Below are 16,016 nucleotides of genomic sequence, written 5' to 3' on the forward strand. Positions count from 1 at the left end.
GTGAATGTAAAGCGTAACCGGGCTTTTCTAAAGTGGGCCGGTGGAAAATATAGCCTGGTGCCGGAGTTGATTAAACATTTGCCTGCTGGGCCGGAGTTAGTTGAACCTTTTGTCGGAGCAGGTTCGGTTTTTCTGAACACCGATTATCCACGTTATGTCCTGAACGACATTAATGCGGATTTAATTCAGTTATATCAGATAGTGCAGCATAAAGCGGAAACCTTTGTCGCCGATGCCCGGAACCTGTTCTGTGCCAGTGCTAATGTGCGCAGTAGTTACCTGGCTTTGCGGCAACAATTCAACAGCAGTACCGACCCTTATCAACGCGCATTATTGTTTCTGTACCTTAACCGGCATGGTTACAACGGGCTCTGTCGTTACAATCTTTCCGGCAAGTTTAACGTACCCTTTGGTAGTTATAAGAAACCTTACTTTCCAGAGGCTGAGTTGTTTTATTTTGCGGAAAAAGCGCAAAAAGCCCGCTTTAGCTGCAGTAGTTACCAGCAGGTTTTTGCCGGGCTTTCAGCAGAGGCTGTTGTTTACTGTGACCCACCCTATGTGCCGCTTAGTAAAACAGCCAGCTTTACCAGCTATGCCAGGCAGGGTTTTAATCTGGATGATCAGGCACAACTGGCGAATTTAGCAGAGCGGGCGCAGCAAAGCGGCCATAGCGTGCTAATAAGCAATCACGACACTACCTGGACCCGTAAAATATACCAGCAGGCTAAGTTACATAGTATACAGGTTGGACGTTCGATAAGTCAGAAAGGGGCGGGCAGAGGTAAAGTAGCTGAACTGTTTGCTTTATATCCGGCAGTTAAGCCAGTACCAACGTTACTGTCAGTAGCAGAGTTGCTACAAACAACAGTGCAGCAATGATGCCGACAACAATATACGGCACAATACTTTTGGTTTGAAAATCAAGCTGGCGTTGTTGCTCTGATTGCACCCCGACAAACGCCCCCAAAACGGCCTTAATTACTTGCCAGGTGCTGGCCTTGCTTTGCGCCATTAATTAGTTTTGTTGTTGGAAGGGGTTAAGCGGTTTAATAATTCGAGAAAGTCAACAAAATGAAATTGGGTAGAGCGGCTGTCACCTTTAATCCAGCTTAACCAGTTTTGTTGTACATTCTGGCATATTTCGTTAGCAGTTTTGGCATTGCCATCCTGACAAAGCGGCGTAGATTTAACATAACCCACGGCGACAACAGTCAACACTATGGCTGTGCCAATCGCTAATACTTTACTATTAAAGGTAATTTTCATGTTAAATCCAGTTAACGCTTTAATCACTAGTTGCAGAGTGTAATGGATCTGCATTGTGGATACAAGTTGCTTATTTAGTATACGCTGCAGTAATTAACCGGATCAGTTGCTCAGTATGCCTGAGCAACTTTTTTTCAGACTGTCAGTTACATTCAAAAGCTTTTTGACACACTGAATATCACCCGGCTGTCACACAGGTTACAGTCATTTATGTCGGTGTCTACGTAAGCCAGGCTTAAACCTGCCCCCAGCACTTCAGTACTCAGGCCAATGCTCCAATCCAGATAGCTCGCTGTACTGTCATCATATTCATTTTGACCAACGTGTAAGTCAAGTGCCAGATTATCCGTCAGTGCATAACTGTAACCCCCGTACAGATAGAAATAGGTACCAGCGTTGGCATAGTAGTCATCACTATAAGCCAGACCAAAAGTGAAGTCCTGATAAGATAGCGAGCCATAGAGTTCATAGAAGTTGGAACCAGCAAACTCCGTATTCGGATAGCCGTAACGCATCACGCCGACATCTACTGACCATTCTTCGTTTATTGCACCGCTCCAGCCCAGCATAACATCAAATTCAAGGGTGCCCTGGCCACCAAAGTCGACGCTGGAACCCCATACTGACATGTAAAAGCCTGACGCGTCGCTCAGGGTCAGACCACCCTGAATAGCCGGAGCTTCATCGGTTTGCGAAATACCACGAAATGCATAGTCGGACGTGAACGTGATGTCACCACTAAGCTCAACTGCTTGGCTATCGGCGCTGGTGCTGACCAGGCCGATAAGTAAACCGGCGGTGATTAAACTGGAAAGTGTTGTTGTCATTTTCATTGGTATTGCCCTTTTGTTTATTCCCTGGTTATTCCATTCCAATAACTATGCCAAATGAAATAAACCATAAAAAACAAAAGGCTAAATGTTACGCCAAAGTTCTTCACTCACTTTTTGCGCTCAACTGGTGCGCGGCTGCCTGCTTTTTGTGCAAGTTACAACGCGTGCTTTTTAGCAGTTAATTCAGTAAAGTCAGCTTTTTAAAATGTGTGGAGCAGCTCAATGTTGCCTTATTTAATCGCCCCTTCAATTTTATCTGCAGATTTTGCCAGGCTAGGCAGCGAAGTTCAGAGCGTGCTGGCAGCCGGGGCCGATGTGGTTCATTTTGATGTGATGGATAACCACTATGTGCCAAACCTGACTATCGGGCCGATGGTCTGTAAGGCATTGCGAAATTACGGCATAACTGCACCGATAGATGTGCACCTGATGGTTGAGCCGGTCGACAGTCTGGTCCCACAGTTTGCCGAAGCAGGTGCTAGTATTATTACCTTTCACCCGGAAGCGTCACGCCACATCGATCGCACCCTGCAACTGATTAAAAGTCATGGTTGTCAGGCGGGTTTAGTGTTTAACCCGGCCACGCCGCTTAGCTACCTGGATTACGTGCTGGAAAAGCTGGATGTTATTCTGCTGATGTCGGTTAACCCGGGCTTTGGCGGCCAGAAGTTTATTCCTGCCACGCTGGATAAGCTGGCTCAGGTACGGAAAATAATTGACGCCAGTGGTCTACCGATCCGGCTGGAAGTCGATGGCGGCGTTACAGCCGACAATATTGGGGATATTGCCGCAGCGGGGGCAGATATGTTTGTTGCCGGTTCGGCTATTTTCAACAGCGATGATTACCAGCAGACGATTAACAGTATGCGCCAGACGCTGGCGGCAGTGCATGGCAAATAATATACTGCGCTCTGCGCTTGCTTGCGGCTATAATGCCGCTCTTTTGCAGATGTTTTAACCGAGGACAGTGAACCCATCATGAGTAGCAAACCAATAGTATTAAGTGGCGCCCAACCTTCAGGACAACTCACCATTGGGAACTATCTGGGTGCACTGCGGCAGTGGGATCAGATGCAGGATGATTATGACTGTTTGTATTGTATCGTCGACTTGCATGCTATTACGGTAAGGCAGGACCCTATAGCGCTGCGTAATGCGTCACTGGACAGCCTGGCACTTTATTTAGCCTGCGGTATTGACCCTCAACGCTCTGCAGTATTTATGCAGTCACATGTACCGGAGCATAGCCAGTTAGCCTGGGTACTTAACTGTTATACCCAGTTTGGTGAGCTAAGCCGGATGACCCAGTTTAAAGACAAGTCTGAGCGCCACAATAATAATGTTAATGCTGGCTTATTTACCTATCCGGTATTAATGGCGGCTGACATTTTGTTGTATCAGGCTAACCAAATTCCGGTAGGCCATGATCAAAAACAGCATTTAGAGTTAGCCCGTGATGTTGCTATGCGTTTTAACGCGGCACATGGTGAGATATTTACTGTGCCAGAGCCTTATATCCCGCCAGTCGCGGCCCGGGTAATGAGTTTGCAGGACCCTACCAAGAAAATGTCAAAATCTGACGAGAATCCGTGGAATTTTGTTGGCTTGCTGGAAGACCCGAAAATAATCAGCAAGAAATTTAAAAAAGCCATGACAGATTCAGAGGACCCACCGCGGGTGCGTTTTGACCTGGACGCTAAGCCTGGCGTGGCTAATTTGCTCAGTATTTTAAGTGGTGTTACGGGTAAATCGGTTCAGACGCTGGAAGCCGAATACGAAGGTAAAATGTATGGCCATCTTAAAGGTGATGTGGCAGACGCTGTGATTGCCCTGCTGGAGCCTGTGCAAAAATCTTTTACCGAGTTGCGGGCCGATTTGCCGGTATTACAAAGCGTAATGCGTGCCGGTGCTGAAAAAGCTCGTAGCCGGGCAGCTGTTACCCTGGCAAAAGTAAATGATGCAGTGGGTTTTGTTGTACCTGAGTAATCGGGTATATCGGTACTGGCGGAGTCAGTCATGCTGTTGATGGTCGACAACTACGATTCTTTTACCTGGAATCTGGTACAGTACTTTGCTGAGCTTGGCCAGCAGGTTTTGGTAAAGCGCAACGATGAAATTAATGTGGCGCAAATGGCTGCGCTGGCACCTGATTATCTGGTGATATCGCCCGGGCCGGGCACGCCCGATCAGGCGGGCGTGAGCCTGGCGGCAATTGAATACTTCGCTGGCAAAATACCGCTGTTAGGTGTTTGCCTTGGCCATCAGGCAATTGCGCAGGTATTTGGCGGCAGGGTATGCCGGGCCGCTAAAGTCATGCATGGTAAAAACTCTGATATTCACCACTATAACCAGTCAGTATTTACCGGGTTACCTTCGCCGTTAGCGGTAACCCGCTATCATTCGTTGTTGGTTGACGCAGCCAGTCTGCCTGCTGACCTGACCCCTACAGCCTGGACCGGCGAGCCTGGGCAACCGGCTGAAATCATGGGCTTAATGCATCAGCAGCTGGCGATACATGGGGTTCAGTTTCATCCGGAAGCGATTTTAAGTAGCGCGGGTAAAGCCATGTTGAGTAACTTTTTACAGCAGCCTGCGAATGTATCACACCACAATGCGGTCAAGCAGCAATGAGCAATCTTAATACGCCATTACACCAACTTTTCTGGGATGACTTTATCGGCGTCAACCCTGAAGCAAACCGACTGCAGTATCAGGTTAAAACCGGCTTGCCGACTACCCGTAAATTGCTGGCCGTCGATGCACACGCCATGCAGCAGCGCCTGGCGGGACAACAAGCCCGCCAGCAGTTTGTTGAGTTTGCTCAGGCCCATATGCATGATCAGGTTGCCGATCAATTGTTTCAGCGCCTTGGAAATATCTCGCTGGTCAGTGCTTCCATTTTCGATTTAGGGCCGGTTTATCATCAGGTGCTGGATAAGCTGGCGCATAAAGCCGTCACTATTAATCAGCTTGACCCGTTAATAAGCGAAGTTGATTGGTTAAAAGAAGACTTACTTAAACTGGTCAATCAACCCCAGTATCGTAACCGCACCGCCTCAGGTGCGTTAATCAAAGATGTGAAAACAGCACTGCGTTTTCTCGGGGTGGAAAGCTTGCAGCTGATTGTGCCGGTATATGGCATGCGCCGCTGTTTACCGCATGCTACCGACCCTTTTGTTGGCTTTAAAACCCGGTTATGGGATTACACCCTGGCGTGTGCCATTGCTGCACGCCGGCTGGCGGAAGACAGCGCAGAACTGCCGTATGCCGCTTTTTGTGTCGGCTTGTTTCATCCGCTTGGCCATATAGTGGTAACCCGCAACTATCTGCGGACTTATCAGCAAATTAAACAGGAAGAGCTACTTAAAGCACGGGATGAGCGTAATAACGAATTAACGGATGCGTTGGACAGCCTTGAACCGGACGCCAGTTTTTTAAGTAACAGTTTGCTGGAATTTGCTGAAATCTTAAGTGCAGACATTTGTTCACGCTGGACATTACAACAGTTACCGCTGTGCCAGACGCTGGACCAGCTGGCCGAAGGTATCGGTTTTAATGGTATCAGCCCCCTGGGCCGAATAGTGCAGCAAGCTCAGGTTTATGTGCAATGGCAGCAGTTAAAGGCCGCGGGTAAAGCAAGTGTCCCGGATGCAGAAAACTGGTTTGCTGCCGTCAAATTAACAGAAGACCAGTTGAATACCCTGGCCAAAACTAATTTAAAGCGGCTAAGCATCGATTTATAACAATTTTTTTAGCCATAATCATGCAAAACCAGATTTTTGCCCGCGAGCAGGCATAATGCCAGCGGCACCTTTAACGGGGGTGGCAGCCTGGTGCGGAGGACTTGGCGCTGGTTGCTTAGTTATTCAGTTCGATTGCAAATCTATCTGCAGCCCTTGATTTTTCAGGGTTTAGCTATTTTTCCTGACGAGACAACTGCCCCGAAACCTGTAATAATGCTGCGATAATAACCGGCAGTGGCAGCAAGATCCTGGCCAACAGACCGACCCCGCTTAAGATAGAGGAAAGGAACATGACAACAAACTTTGCAGTAAACCGAGCCTTATTTGATGAAGTGATGGTACCGAATTATGCCCCGGCCAGCGTTATTCCGGTGCGTGGCCAGGGCTCGCGGGTCTGGGATCAGAATGAACGTGAATATATTGATTTTGCCGGTGGCATTGCGGTAAGCAGCCTCGGTCATTGCCATCCCGCCTTAGTAGAGGCACTCAAGCAACAAGCGGACAAACTGTGGCATTTAAGTAATGTCCTGACCAACGAGCCGGCGCTGCGCCTGGCCAAAAAATTGGTTGATGCGACTTTTGCTGACAAAGTGTATTTTGCCAATTCTGGTGCTGAAGCGAATGAAGCAGCTTTTAAACTGGCCCGGCGTTGGGCATTAGATAAATTTGGTGAGCAAAAACAACAAATTATCTCTTTTGGTAAAAGCTTTCACGGTCGCACATTCTTTACCGTAACGGTAGGTGGTCAGGCGTCTTATTCTGACGGTTTCGGACCAAAACCTGGTGCAGTGCAACACGCAGAGTTTAACAACCTGGACAGTGTCAAAGCGCTTATTTCTGATAATACCTGCGCCATCGTAGTCGAGCCCATTCAGGGCGAGGGTGGTATTATTCCGGCAACACCGGAATTTCTGCAGGGGTTGCGTCAGTTATGTGATAAGCATAATGCGCTGCTGGTATTTGATGAGGTACAAACCGGAGTGGGCCGCACCGGCAAACTCTATGCCTATATGAACTATGGTGTCACTCCGGATATCTTGACCACGGCGAAGTCATTAGGAGGTGGTTTTCCAATTGGCGCCATGCTAACCAGTAACGCCATTGCCAGTCATTTAAAAGTCGGTACCCACGGCAGTACTTATGGTGGCAATCCGTTGGCTTGTGCGGTTGCGGAGGCGGTTATTGATACTATTAATACGCCTGAATTGCTGGCAAATGTGTTGCGTAATGAACAACTATTCCGCGAGTGTCTGCAGGACGTTAATAATCAGTATCACGTATTTACCGAAGTTCGTGGCCAGGGCATGTTGCTGGGCGCCGTTCTGAATGAAAAATACCAGGGGCGGGCACGTGACTTTTTCCTGGCTGCAGCTGATCATGGCTTAATGGCCTTGGTTGCCGGGCCGGATGTTGTTCGTTTTGCGCCGTCACTGGTGATTACCGAGCAGGATATTCGCGAAGGTATGCAACGTTTTGCCGCAGCAGTAAAACAGGTGGTTGAGGCGTAACGGCCACTGAGCCTGAGGCATAGCAACAGCTACAGCGGCAGTAAGACCGCGTAATGAAGCACAGCGGGGCAACACAGGTTGCCCTGTCAGGTTATAAAGCAAAAATGGAGTAAGCGACGATGATGGTGATTCGCCCAATCCGAGCGGATGATTACCCGGCGCTCTATCAGATGGCAGTAGAGTCGGGGCATGGTTTTACCTCGCTGCCGGTGAATGATGAGCTGCTGATGCGCAAGATTAGCCGTTCTGAGCAATCGTTACAAAAGGCGGTCAGCAGCCCGGGTGACGAAGGCTACTTGTTTGTGCTGGAGGACACCAGCAACGGTGAGGTTTGTGGTACCAGCGCGCTCGAAGCCGCAGTAGGCCTGGATGATGCCTTTTATCATTATCATCTGGGTAAGGTAGTTCATAGTTCTCGCTCGCTAGGTGTGTACAAAACGGTGGATATTCTAACCTTATGTAATGATTACACCGGAGTCAGTGAGCTATGTACGTTATTTTTACGCGAGAACCGTCGCGAAAAAAACAATGGCCGCTTGTTATCAAAAGCCCGTTTTTTGTTTATGGCTGAGTTTGCTGAGCGCTTCGCTGACAGAGTCATCGCTGAAATGCGTGGCGTATCAGACCAGAATGGCCATTCGCCGTTTTGGCGCTGGCTGCAGGAACACTTTTTCTCAGTCGACTTCCCGACCGCTGACTATCTGACGGGTATCGGCCAGAAAGTCTTTATTGCGGAGCTGATGCCAAAATATCCGATATATGTCAGCTTGCTCAGCAAAGAGGCACAGCAGGTGATCGGTAAAGTACACGAAAAAACCCGGCCGGCAATCGCATTACTGCAGTCCGAAGGCTTTTCTAACCGTGGCTATGTCGATATTTTTGACGCCGGGCCAACGGTGGAGGCAAGGGTAGAGCATATCCGTTCAATTCGGTATAGTCGCAAACTACAGGTGCAGATTGGAACGCCGGGACCGGATAGCCAACCCTATCTAATCTGTAATACCACTATCGACAATTTCCGTGCGACCTGGTTATCGCTGACTGTCACTGAGCAGAGCGACCAGGTTGTACTGCCGCAGGCCTGTGCCGATGCTTTGGGAGTAAAAGCCGGTGATCAGGTCCGATTAACCAGAATTTAAGCAGGGGTAAGACATGAGCCACGCAGCGCAATTTATTAATGGCCAATGGCTGGCAGGAGAGGGCAAGCCCTTTACATCACTGGATCCGGCTAAAAACCAGCAGGTCTGGCAGGGTGAGGCCGCCAGTGCAGAACAGGTGGATGCCGCCATTAGTGCTGCCCGCGCAGCCCAATATGGCTGGGGTGATTTAAGTTTTGAGCACAGAGTTGACGTTGTAAAGCAGTTTGCTGAGCAACTGGCCGCCAATAAAGAAGAATTGGCGTTATGCATTGCCCGGGATACCGGTAAAGCCCTATGGGAGAGCCGCACTGAAGTGGCCGCTATGATAGGCAAGGTTGATATTTCGGTACGGGCTTATGAAGAGCGTACCGGCACTAAAGAGAACCCGATGCCGCAGGGTCGGGCTTTTGTCAGGCATAAACCCCACGGTGTCGTGGCGGTATTCGGTCCTTACAATTTTCCCGGTCACTTACCTAATGGTCATATAGTTCCTGCCTTATTGGCGGGTAATACCGTGGTGTTCAAGCCCTCTGAGTTAACGCCAATGGTAGCTGAGCACACGGTTAAGTTGTGGGAAAAAGCGGGCTTGCCGGCAGGCGTGCTTAATTTGCTGCAAGGCGAAGTCGATACTGGTAAAGCGATAGCCAGCCACGATGGTATCGATGGTCTGTTTTTTACTGGCAGTTCGCGCACCGGCCACTATTTGCACCAGCAGTTCGCCGGTCGGCCAGAAAAGATCCTGGCGCTGGAAATGGGTGGCAATAACCCACTGCTTGTGCAGGATGTCAGCAATATTGATGCTGTCGTCCACGATATTGTGCAATCGGCGTTTATTTCTGCCGGCCAGCGCTGTACCTGTGCCCGCAAGCTGTTTTTGCCAGCTAATGCTCAGGGCGATGCGATTCTGGCCCGTCTAATTGAAGTAACCCGCAATATTAAAGTGGGCCTGTATGATGCTGAACCACAGCCATTCATTGGCGCGATGATTTCGGTGGCCGCCGCCAAAGGTATGCGGGCTGCTCAGCAGCAGTTAATAGATTTAGGTGGCGAGGTTCTGGTTGAACTGCAGCATTTACAAAATGATACTGCGTTGGTGTCGCCGGGTATTATCGAATGCAGTAACGTCAAGAACTTCCCGGACGAAGAGCATTTCGGCCCACTGCTAAAAGTATTCCGCTTCAATGATTTTGATGCGGCTATTGATGCGGCCAATAATACTAGTTTTGGCTTATCAGCAGGTTTGCTAAGTGACAGTCAGGAGCTGTATCAGCATTTTTACCGGCGGATCAGGGCGGGTATCGTTAACTGGAACCGGCCGATAACCGGTGCCAGCTCAGCAGCGCCGTTTGGCGGCATTGGAGGCAGCGGTAATCACCGGGCCAGTGCCTATTACGCGGCCGATTACTGCGCCTATCCGGTCGCATCGGTAGAATTAGATCAGGTGTTAATGCCTGAACAATTAGCACCAGGGCTGACATTTTAAGCTGTAAAATCGGGGCTGCGGCCCCGATTTGTTTTCTTGCCGACATTTTGCTTAAATTGCGCTATTGTAGTGTTTTTTAAACGCCAAGTAATGCAGGTACCCTTCCAAATGGTGACTGATCAACCCGGCTACGAGCATCTTATTCAGTTCTTAACTGAGCATCTCTCCCTGTTTACCCAGGATGGTACCGTGCCCGCCAACGGCAAGGCGGTAGGGGTGATTCTGGAAGAGCGGATTGCTGAGCAGATTATTACCCTCTGTACCCAGCATACTGAGCTGGAAATGAACCACCGCAGCATGATCATTCGTGAGGTTGATGGCATCATGTATGATTTTCAGGAAGTGCTGAGCAGCGTGCTGGAAAAAAAAGCGACTGTCGAGCAGGCCGAACTGATTAATGAAATTGCATTGTTAATCAAAAACCTGTTTGACAGTGCCATTGCCAGATTAATGGATTAGCAATGCGGGCATTGGATTAATGCTGGCTACCCGCCCCATATTTCCGTAGAATATCCAGCCTAAAATTTCATGCCGGAACCGGATATGCAAGCAAAAGTCAGCTGGGTTGATAACCTGAGTTTTATAGGCCGTTCGGCCAGTGGCCATGCAGTGGTATTTGATGCAAACAGTGCAGACAGCACAGCCCCCAGCCCAATGGAAATGGTACTGATGTCTGCCGGCGCATGCTCTTCAGTCGATGTGGTCAGTATTTTACAAAAAGCCCGCCAGCAAGTGCTAGGTTGTGAAGTTGAGCTGACAGCAGAGCGGGCGGACAGTGTGCCCCGGGTATTTACAAAAATTCACCTGCACTTTGTGGTGTCTGGCCATGATCTGAGCGAAAAACAAGTGGCACGGGCAGTCGATTTATCTGCTGATAAATATTGCTCAGTGTCAATTATGCTGGCCAGCAGTGTTGCTGTAAGCCATTCCTATAGTGTAAACAACGCAAGCCAGACTGTCGCGTCTGAGTAATTGCCCAGCTAAACAATACAGCGGTTGCTGTAGTGGAGATTGCAGAAATTGGTAAAGCCTTTTGAAAAACTGAAACTGCACGGGTTTAACAACCTGACCAAAAGTTTAAGCTTTAGCTTATACGATATTTGTTATGCTAAAACCGAGCAGCACCGGCAGGAATATATTGAGTATATTGATGAGCAGTATAATGCTGACCGGCTGACCGATATTTTAACGGAAGTAGTTGATATTATCGGGGCCAATGTGCTTAATGTCGCCCGTCAGGACTATGATCCGCAAGGTGCCAGCGTGACGATTCTGGTAAGTGAAGAACCGGTGCTGGTCAATCCGGACAATTCAGAAAATCCGGGGCCACTGCCAGAGACGGTGGTCGCGCATCTGGATAAAAGCCATATCTGTGTTCATACCTATCCGGAAGTGCATCCGCACGACGGTATCTGTACCTTCCGGGCCGATATTGAAGTATCGACCTGTGGCATTATTTCACCGTTAAAAGCGCTGAATTTTCTGATCCACAGCTTTGAATCAGATGTGGTCACCATTGACTACCGGGTGCGCGGTTTCACCCGCGATATCAGTGGCACCAAGCATTATATTGATCACCCAATCAGTTCTATCCAGAACTTTATGGACAGTGACACCAAACAAGCATTTCAGATGATTGACGTTAATGTCTATCAGGAGAATTTGTTTCACACCAAGATGATGTTAAAAGAGGCTGATCTGAACAACTACCTGTTTGGCATGGGTACCGATAGCATGACGGCAGATGAGCAGAAAGCGATCAGTAAAAAGGTGTTTAAGGAAATCCGGGAAATTTTCTACGGTCGCAATTTACCTGAGATGAAATAAGTACCAGATTGACAAAAACCAAAGTGGCGCCAGCTGGCAGCCAGCGCAACAGGTTACTTGCCTAACCAGTCTGCCTGACCCCGAGCCTGGCGCCGTTTTTGCATTATTGCCTCGATCAACGGCGTTAAAATCAGCTCCATTGCTAAGCCCATCTTGCCGCCAGGTACCACCAGGGTATTGACCCGTGACATAAAAGAGCCGTGGATCATCCGCAGGTAATACGGAAAGTCGACATGTTTAATGCCACGAAAGCGGATCACGACAAAGCTCTCATCCAGTGATGGAATGTCTTTGGCGCTGAACGGGTTAGAAGTATCTACTGTCGGCACCCGCTGAAAGTTGATATGGGTGCGGGAGAACTGCGGCGTAATATGGTTAATGTAATCATCCATACTACGGACGATACTGGCCTGCACTGCTTCGCGGCTGTGGCCACGCTCAGAGGTGTCGCGGATAATTTTCTGAATCCATTCCAGGTTCACTATTGGCACCATGCCAATCAGTAAATCAACATGTTGTGCGACATTGTGTTGCTCAGTAACGGCCCCACCGTGTAAGCCCTCATAAAACAGTAAATCGGTATTGGCACGCAAGTCCTGCCAGGGGGTAAAAGTGCCTGGCAGCTGATTGTAGGGCACCGCTTCGTCAAAGGTATGCAGATAATGCCGGATGCGACCGGTGCCGGTTTCTGCATAGCTGGCAAAAAAGGTTTCCAGCGCGCCAAAGTCATTGGCTTCCGCCCCAAAATAACTGATATAGCGGCCGGCCTCCTTGGCTTTACGCACCGCTAAATCCATTTCCGGCCGGCTGAAACGATGAAAGCAATCACCTTCGACAAAGGCGGCATCAATTCCCAACGTGCGGAATATATGCTGAAAAGCGATCGTAGTGGTGGTAGTACCGGCGCCTGAGGAGCCGGTGATCGCGATAATCGGATTTTTATGAGACATAGGCTGCGCCATTAAATTAATTGCAGATACCATAAAGCAACACCGCTACCGGCTGCAACTTTTATCTGGCAGAGGCCTGCTATGTTGAACGGGTGTGTTGAACTGTTATGCTGAGCTGACAGGGCGGCCAGCATTCGATTGCCGGCCGCCTGGCACATACGGAAGTTAAAAGCCGAAGGTTACTATCACCGGGTCGTGATCAGAGGAACGGTAGGGGGTGGGCCCATACAGACGCTGTTGCGCCTCTGCTGATTTATAACGGCTGCTGTAATCCAGCAACACGGGTTCATCGGCATTGATTGACCAGTGCTGCAACGTGCGCAGATACTGTGCCAGCTGTGGGCTGGCCAGTGCATGATCTAATGAACCGCTGCGACCACGGAATGCATAAGAAAACCCCGGGTTTTGCTTATCATGCAGATAAGTCCAACCGGCCTGTTCCAGGGCCCGCACCGGGTCTTCCATCCGGTAGGCATTTAAGTCGCCAACAACTAACTGGTAAGGGGTTGCAACACCGGTTGGCGAAGTTGCTAACCAGGCTGACAAGGCGTTGCTGGCTTCCACCCGGGCCGCATTCCAGCACGCCTGACCGTCATTCTGATCTGCCTGTAACTGCAGGCTGTCGTCCCGCGGGCAACTGCCTTTTGATTTAAAGTGATTAACCGCTACGGTGACCTCTTTACCACTGGCCAGATGTTTAAAAGTCTGAGCCACCGGTGCCCGGTTCAGCCGGGTAAAGGGCTCAGCCGTCCGGGTTACAGCTGTGCCGGTTTCGCTGACCGCTGCCGCCCGGTAGATTAAACCTACTTTAATGGCATCAGTGCCCGGCGTTTCTGCGGTTGTGACCAGGCTGTAAGGGGAACTGACGACGTCGTTCAATGCGGCAACCAAGGTAGCCATGGCACTGCCATCGCCGTAGCCATTGTTCTCCAGTTCCAGCAAACCGATAATGTCCGCATCCATTGCCGCCAGAGCGCTGACCAGTTTAGCCTGCTGGCGGGCCAAATCCTCCGGCGTACGGGCGCCACGACGGGTTGGGAATGGCTGTGCCTGGCCATGGCCGGTAAAAAAGTTCAGAACATTGAACACCGCTAACCGCAGCTCATCTTCTGCTTTGGCAGCAGGAGCCGCTGGCCGTGGGTTAGTATTCACAAACTCCGGAGTCCTTGTTGGGATCAGGCGGTAGCCACGCTCATCCTGAAACAATACGCCGCTGACACCGCGCACGGTATCACCCAGCCGCAGACTATTACCTGCTGTTAAACCGCTTGGCGGATAAGGTGCCGGATCCGGGTTCTGTTGCCAGCGACCATCATCCAGTACCAGCATTTGTCGCAGTTGTTGTTCGGCGTAACGGCGGGCTTCTTCGCCAGGTAGTTTAATTTCAGTAGGGACAAGTAAACGCTGGTCGGCCAGGATCAGCTCACCATAACGGCCCAGTTGATAGCTGTCATTTACAATCAGATCCTGCGAAAAGCTCAGCCACATGCCCTCTAACGCTTCAAAGCTCAGTTCTGGGCTAAGCGGCAGGTTAACGGCCGTTGGCGCAGGTTGGGTCTCAGTAGCGCAACGGACAACCTGGTTGATATCAACCAGCGATGTCAGGTCGTTAATTTCGGCGACCGTGCCCTGCAGCAGCAATACATCGCCGTGCTGATAGCCACTGTTCTCTGTAAGCTGAATAAATAAACCCTCTGAGGTCTTGGGCTTATCATCTGCTGCCAGACTTTGCAGCATCAACCCGGGCAGGGGCGAGTCAGGATAGACTTCGCTGATTACCACTCCCTGGGTTATCACTTGCTGGCCCAGTAACGGGCTTTGCTCCGCCTGGCCCTGAATAGCAGAAATCGTGACCACTGGCCGGGACGGGTTGTCGCAGCTGAGCTGTTGTTCAGAATTACTACAAGCCGTCAGGCTTAACAGTAACGAGACAAGCGGTATAAACGTCATTACGCGCATGATTTAGCCTTGTTGTTCTTGTTCGCGGGCAACCGCACGATAGCCAATGTCGCTGCGATAAAACATGCCATCCCAGCTGATCTGGCTGGCCAGCTTATAAGCAGCCTGCTGTGCAGCACTGACATTGGCACCCAGTGCTGTGGCGCAAAGTACCCGGCCACCATTAGTGACGACGTTATCGTCTTTTAACGCCGTGCCGGCATGAAACACTTTGGCGCTGTCAGTGTCGATGCCGTCCAGACCGGCTATTGCCGCACCTTTGGCGTAGCTGTCCGGATAACCGCCTGCCGCAAGCACAATGCCTACCGCTGCCTGCTCTGTGAAATCGATAGTCACCTGATCCAGCCTGCCGTTAACGGCAGCTTGGCATAGGGCCACTAAGTCAGATTGTAATCTGAGCATTATCGGCTGAGTTTCCGGATCACCAAAGCGGCAGTTAAATTCCAGTACCTTGGCTGAACCGTCAGGGGCGATCATCAGGCCGGCATATAAAAAACCGGTAAACACATTACCCTCTGCAGCCATACCGCGCACAGTCGGGTAAATAACCTGCTGCATTACCCAGTCGTGCACCGCAGGTGTAACAACCGGAGCGGGAGAATACGCGCCCATGCCACCGGTATTAGGCCCTTTGTCGCCGTTGTCGCGAGCTTTATGATCCTGCGATGAAGCAAAGGCCAGCGCATGCTCGCCGTCTACCATCACAATAAAGGACGCTTCTTCACCGTGTAAAAACTCTTCAATAACCACCCGGCTGCCGGCATCACCAAATTTATTGCCGGCCAGCATGTCATCAATCGCCGCAAAGGCTTCGGCTTCACTCTGGGCAATAATAACGCCCTTACCTGCCGCCAGTCCGTCTGCCTTAATCACAATGGGTGTGCCCAGTTTTTTAACGAAATCTTTGGCCGGGGCAATCTCAGTAAAGTTTTGGTAAGCGGCGGTCGGGATTTGATGGCGGGACAGAAAGTCCTTGGCAAATGCTTTTGAGCTTTCCAGCTGTGCTGCTGCCTGGGTCGGGCCAAAGATAGCCAGGCTATTCTGGCGAAATACGTCTACGACGCCTCTCGCCAGCGGGGCTTCCGGACCGACAATCGTCAGATCGATATGTTGCTCTTTGGCAAAAGCCAGTAATCCCGCGACATCATCAGCGGCAATAGCGACGTTCTGCAGGTTTGCTTCACGGGCGGTGCCCGCATTGCCAGGTGCAACAAAGACCTGGCTGACTAAAGAAGATTGTGCCGCCTTCCAGGCCAGCGCATGTTCGCGGCCGCCGCCGCCGATTACCAATACTTTCATCGGGTTTTT

Annotated in this window: 17 protein-coding genes; 11 read left to right on the forward strand and 6 right to left on the reverse strand. The window is 50.2% G+C overall.

Going from position 1 to position 16,016, the window contains the following annotated elements:
- Nucleotides 1-879 (forward strand): Dam family site-specific DNA-(adenine-N6)-methyltransferase, encoded by an 879-nt coding sequence (locus tag KG631_RS05535; RefSeq protein ID WP_213996343.1) that lies wholly within the window; start codon nucleotides 1-3, stop codon nucleotides 877-879.
- Here KG631_RS05535 and KG631_RS19180 read toward each other — a convergent pair.
- From KG631_RS19180 to KG631_RS05550, 3 genes are all read right to left on the reverse strand, one after another.
- Nucleotides 818-1,012, reverse strand: a complete 195-nt coding sequence (locus KG631_RS19180; RefSeq protein ID WP_213996345.1) for a DUF2970 domain-containing protein — start codon at nucleotides 1,010-1,012, stop codon at nucleotides 818-820. The genes KG631_RS05535 and KG631_RS19180 overlap by 62 nt on opposite strands.
- The gene (locus KG631_RS05545) at nucleotides 1,012-1,266 is read right to left on the reverse strand and encodes a hypothetical protein (RefSeq protein ID WP_213996351.1); all 255 of its coding nucleotides are present in this window, start codon (nucleotides 1,264-1,266) and stop codon (nucleotides 1,012-1,014) included. Before KG631_RS05545 ends, KG631_RS19180 begins: the two co-directional genes overlap by 1 nt.
- Nucleotides 1,267-1,418: 152 nt before the next feature.
- Nucleotides 1,419-2,099, reverse strand: coding sequence for a TorF family putative porin (locus KG631_RS05550; RefSeq protein ID WP_213996355.1), 681 nt, complete (start codon nucleotides 2,097-2,099; stop codon nucleotides 1,419-1,421).
- 222 nt (nucleotides 2,100-2,321) lie between these two features.
- Between KG631_RS05550 and rpe the strand changes: the two genes are divergently transcribed.
- The 10 genes from rpe (at nucleotide 2,322) to speD (ending at nucleotide 11,799) form a co-directional block, all read left to right on the forward strand.
- Complete coding sequence (rpe, locus tag KG631_RS05555) at nucleotides 2,322-2,999, forward strand: ribulose-phosphate 3-epimerase (RefSeq protein ID WP_213996357.1); 678 nt, start codon at nucleotides 2,322-2,324, stop codon at nucleotides 2,997-2,999.
- Between the two features lie 78 nt (nucleotides 3,000-3,077).
- The gene (trpS, locus tag KG631_RS05560; protein ID WP_213996363.1) at nucleotides 3,078-4,085 is read left to right on the forward strand and encodes a tryptophan--tRNA ligase; all 1,008 of its coding nucleotides are present in this window, start codon (nucleotides 3,078-3,080) and stop codon (nucleotides 4,083-4,085) included.
- A gap of 30 nt (nucleotides 4,086-4,115) precedes the next feature.
- Entirely contained in the window at nucleotides 4,116-4,730 is a 615-nt protein-coding gene (locus KG631_RS05565) for an aminodeoxychorismate/anthranilate synthase component II (RefSeq protein ID WP_213996364.1), read from the forward strand.
- Nucleotides 4,727-5,842, forward strand: a complete 1,116-nt coding sequence (locus tag KG631_RS05570; protein ID WP_213996367.1) for an HDOD domain-containing protein — start codon at nucleotides 4,727-4,729, stop codon at nucleotides 5,840-5,842. The genes KG631_RS05565 and KG631_RS05570 overlap by 4 nt, the downstream gene beginning before the upstream one ends.
- A 290-nt stretch (nucleotides 5,843-6,132) precedes the next feature.
- Nucleotides 6,133-7,350 carry an aspartate aminotransferase family protein gene (locus tag KG631_RS05575; protein WP_213996370.1) on the forward strand — a complete coding sequence of 406 codons (1,218 nt, stop codon included), beginning with the start codon at nucleotides 6,133-6,135 and terminating at the stop codon, nucleotides 7,348-7,350.
- A 119-nt stretch (nucleotides 7,351-7,469) separates the two neighbouring features.
- Nucleotides 7,470-8,489, forward strand: a complete 1,020-nt coding sequence (astA, locus tag KG631_RS05580; protein ID WP_213996372.1) for an arginine N-succinyltransferase — start codon at nucleotides 7,470-7,472, stop codon at nucleotides 8,487-8,489.
- A gap of 13 nt (nucleotides 8,490-8,502) precedes the next feature.
- Entirely contained in the window at nucleotides 8,503-9,972 is a 1,470-nt protein-coding gene (astD, locus tag KG631_RS05585) for a succinylglutamate-semialdehyde dehydrogenase (protein WP_213996377.1), read from the forward strand.
- Between the two features lie 108 nt (nucleotides 9,973-10,080).
- Nucleotides 10,081-10,431, forward strand: a complete 351-nt coding sequence (locus KG631_RS05590; protein WP_213996379.1) for a DUF3802 family protein — start codon at nucleotides 10,081-10,083, stop codon at nucleotides 10,429-10,431.
- A gap of 84 nt (nucleotides 10,432-10,515) precedes the next feature.
- Entirely contained in the window at nucleotides 10,516-10,944 is a 429-nt protein-coding gene (locus KG631_RS05595) for an OsmC family protein (RefSeq protein WP_213996380.1), read from the forward strand.
- A 48-nt stretch (nucleotides 10,945-10,992) separates the two neighbouring features.
- Nucleotides 10,993-11,799 (forward strand): adenosylmethionine decarboxylase, encoded by an 807-nt coding sequence (speD, locus tag KG631_RS05600; protein WP_213996941.1) that lies wholly within the window; start codon nucleotides 10,993-10,995, stop codon nucleotides 11,797-11,799.
- Between the two features lie 53 nt (nucleotides 11,800-11,852).
- On the opposite strand, the gene KG631_RS05605 is transcribed toward speD, so the two are convergent.
- The 3 genes from KG631_RS05605 to purD form a co-directional block, all read right to left on the reverse strand.
- Nucleotides 11,853-12,749 carry a phosphoribulokinase gene (locus KG631_RS05605; protein ID WP_213996386.1) on the reverse strand — a complete coding sequence of 299 codons (897 nt, stop codon included), beginning with the start codon at nucleotides 12,747-12,749 and terminating at the stop codon, nucleotides 11,853-11,855.
- Nucleotides 12,750-12,914: 165 nt separating this feature from the next.
- A complete protein-coding gene (locus tag KG631_RS05610; RefSeq protein WP_213996389.1) occupies nucleotides 12,915-14,708 on the reverse strand; it encodes an ExeM/NucH family extracellular endonuclease in 1,794 nt (597 codons plus the stop codon).
- Between the two features lie 3 nt (nucleotides 14,709-14,711).
- The gene (gene purD / locus KG631_RS05615) at nucleotides 14,712-16,007 is read right to left on the reverse strand and encodes a phosphoribosylamine--glycine ligase (RefSeq protein WP_213996393.1); all 1,296 of its coding nucleotides are present in this window, start codon (nucleotides 16,005-16,007) and stop codon (nucleotides 14,712-14,714) included.
- Nucleotides 16,008-16,016 lie beyond the last annotated feature (9 nt).

Source organism: Arsukibacterium sp. (assembly GCF_018402695.1).
In the GTDB taxonomy this organism is placed as follows: Bacteria; Pseudomonadota; Gammaproteobacteria; order Enterobacterales; family Alteromonadaceae; genus Alishewanella.

What these genes read in the sequence shown, in the direction of transcription:
- KG631_RS19180 (WP_213996345.1), bottom strand. Translation starts at nt 1,012, where the DNA reads ATGGCGCAAAGCAAGGCCAGCACCTGGCAAGTAATTAAGGCCGTTTTG.
- KG631_RS05545 (WP_213996351.1), bottom strand. Translation starts at nt 1,266, where the DNA reads ATGAAAATTACCTTTAATAGTAAAGTATTAGCGATTGGCACAGCCATA.
- KG631_RS05550 (WP_213996355.1), bottom strand. Translation starts at nt 2,099, where the DNA reads ATGAAAATGACAACAACACTTTCCAGTTTAATCACCGCCGGTTTACTT.
- rpe (WP_213996357.1), top strand. Translation starts at nt 2,322, where the DNA reads ATGTTGCCTTATTTAATCGCCCCTTCAATTTTATCTGCAGATTTTGCC.
- trpS (WP_213996363.1), top strand. Translation starts at nt 3,078, where the DNA reads ATGAGTAGCAAACCAATAGTATTAAGTGGCGCCCAACCTTCAGGACAA.
- KG631_RS05565 (WP_213996364.1), top strand. Translation starts at nt 4,116, where the DNA reads ATGCTGTTGATGGTCGACAACTACGATTCTTTTACCTGGAATCTGGTA.
- KG631_RS05570 (WP_213996367.1), top strand. Translation starts at nt 4,727, where the DNA reads ATGAGCAATCTTAATACGCCATTACACCAACTTTTCTGGGATGACTTT.
- KG631_RS05575 (WP_213996370.1), top strand. Translation starts at nt 6,133, where the DNA reads ATGACAACAAACTTTGCAGTAAACCGAGCCTTATTTGATGAAGTGATG.
- astA (WP_213996372.1), top strand. Translation starts at nt 7,470, where the DNA reads ATGATGGTGATTCGCCCAATCCGAGCGGATGATTACCCGGCGCTCTAT.
- astD (WP_213996377.1), top strand. Translation starts at nt 8,503, where the DNA reads ATGAGCCACGCAGCGCAATTTATTAATGGCCAATGGCTGGCAGGAGAG.
- KG631_RS05590 (WP_213996379.1), top strand. Translation starts at nt 10,081, where the DNA reads ATGGTGACTGATCAACCCGGCTACGAGCATCTTATTCAGTTCTTAACT.
- KG631_RS05595 (WP_213996380.1), top strand. Translation starts at nt 10,516, where the DNA reads ATGCAAGCAAAAGTCAGCTGGGTTGATAACCTGAGTTTTATAGGCCGT.
- KG631_RS05605 (WP_213996386.1), bottom strand. Translation starts at nt 12,749, where the DNA reads ATGTCTCATAAAAATCCGATTATCGCGATCACCGGCTCCTCAGGCGCC.
- KG631_RS05610 (WP_213996389.1), bottom strand. Translation starts at nt 14,708, where the DNA reads ATGCGCGTAATGACGTTTATACCGCTTGTCTCGTTACTGTTAAGCCTG.
- purD (WP_213996393.1), bottom strand. Translation starts at nt 16,007, where the DNA reads ATGAAAGTATTGGTAATCGGCGGCGGCGGCCGCGAACATGCGCTGGCC.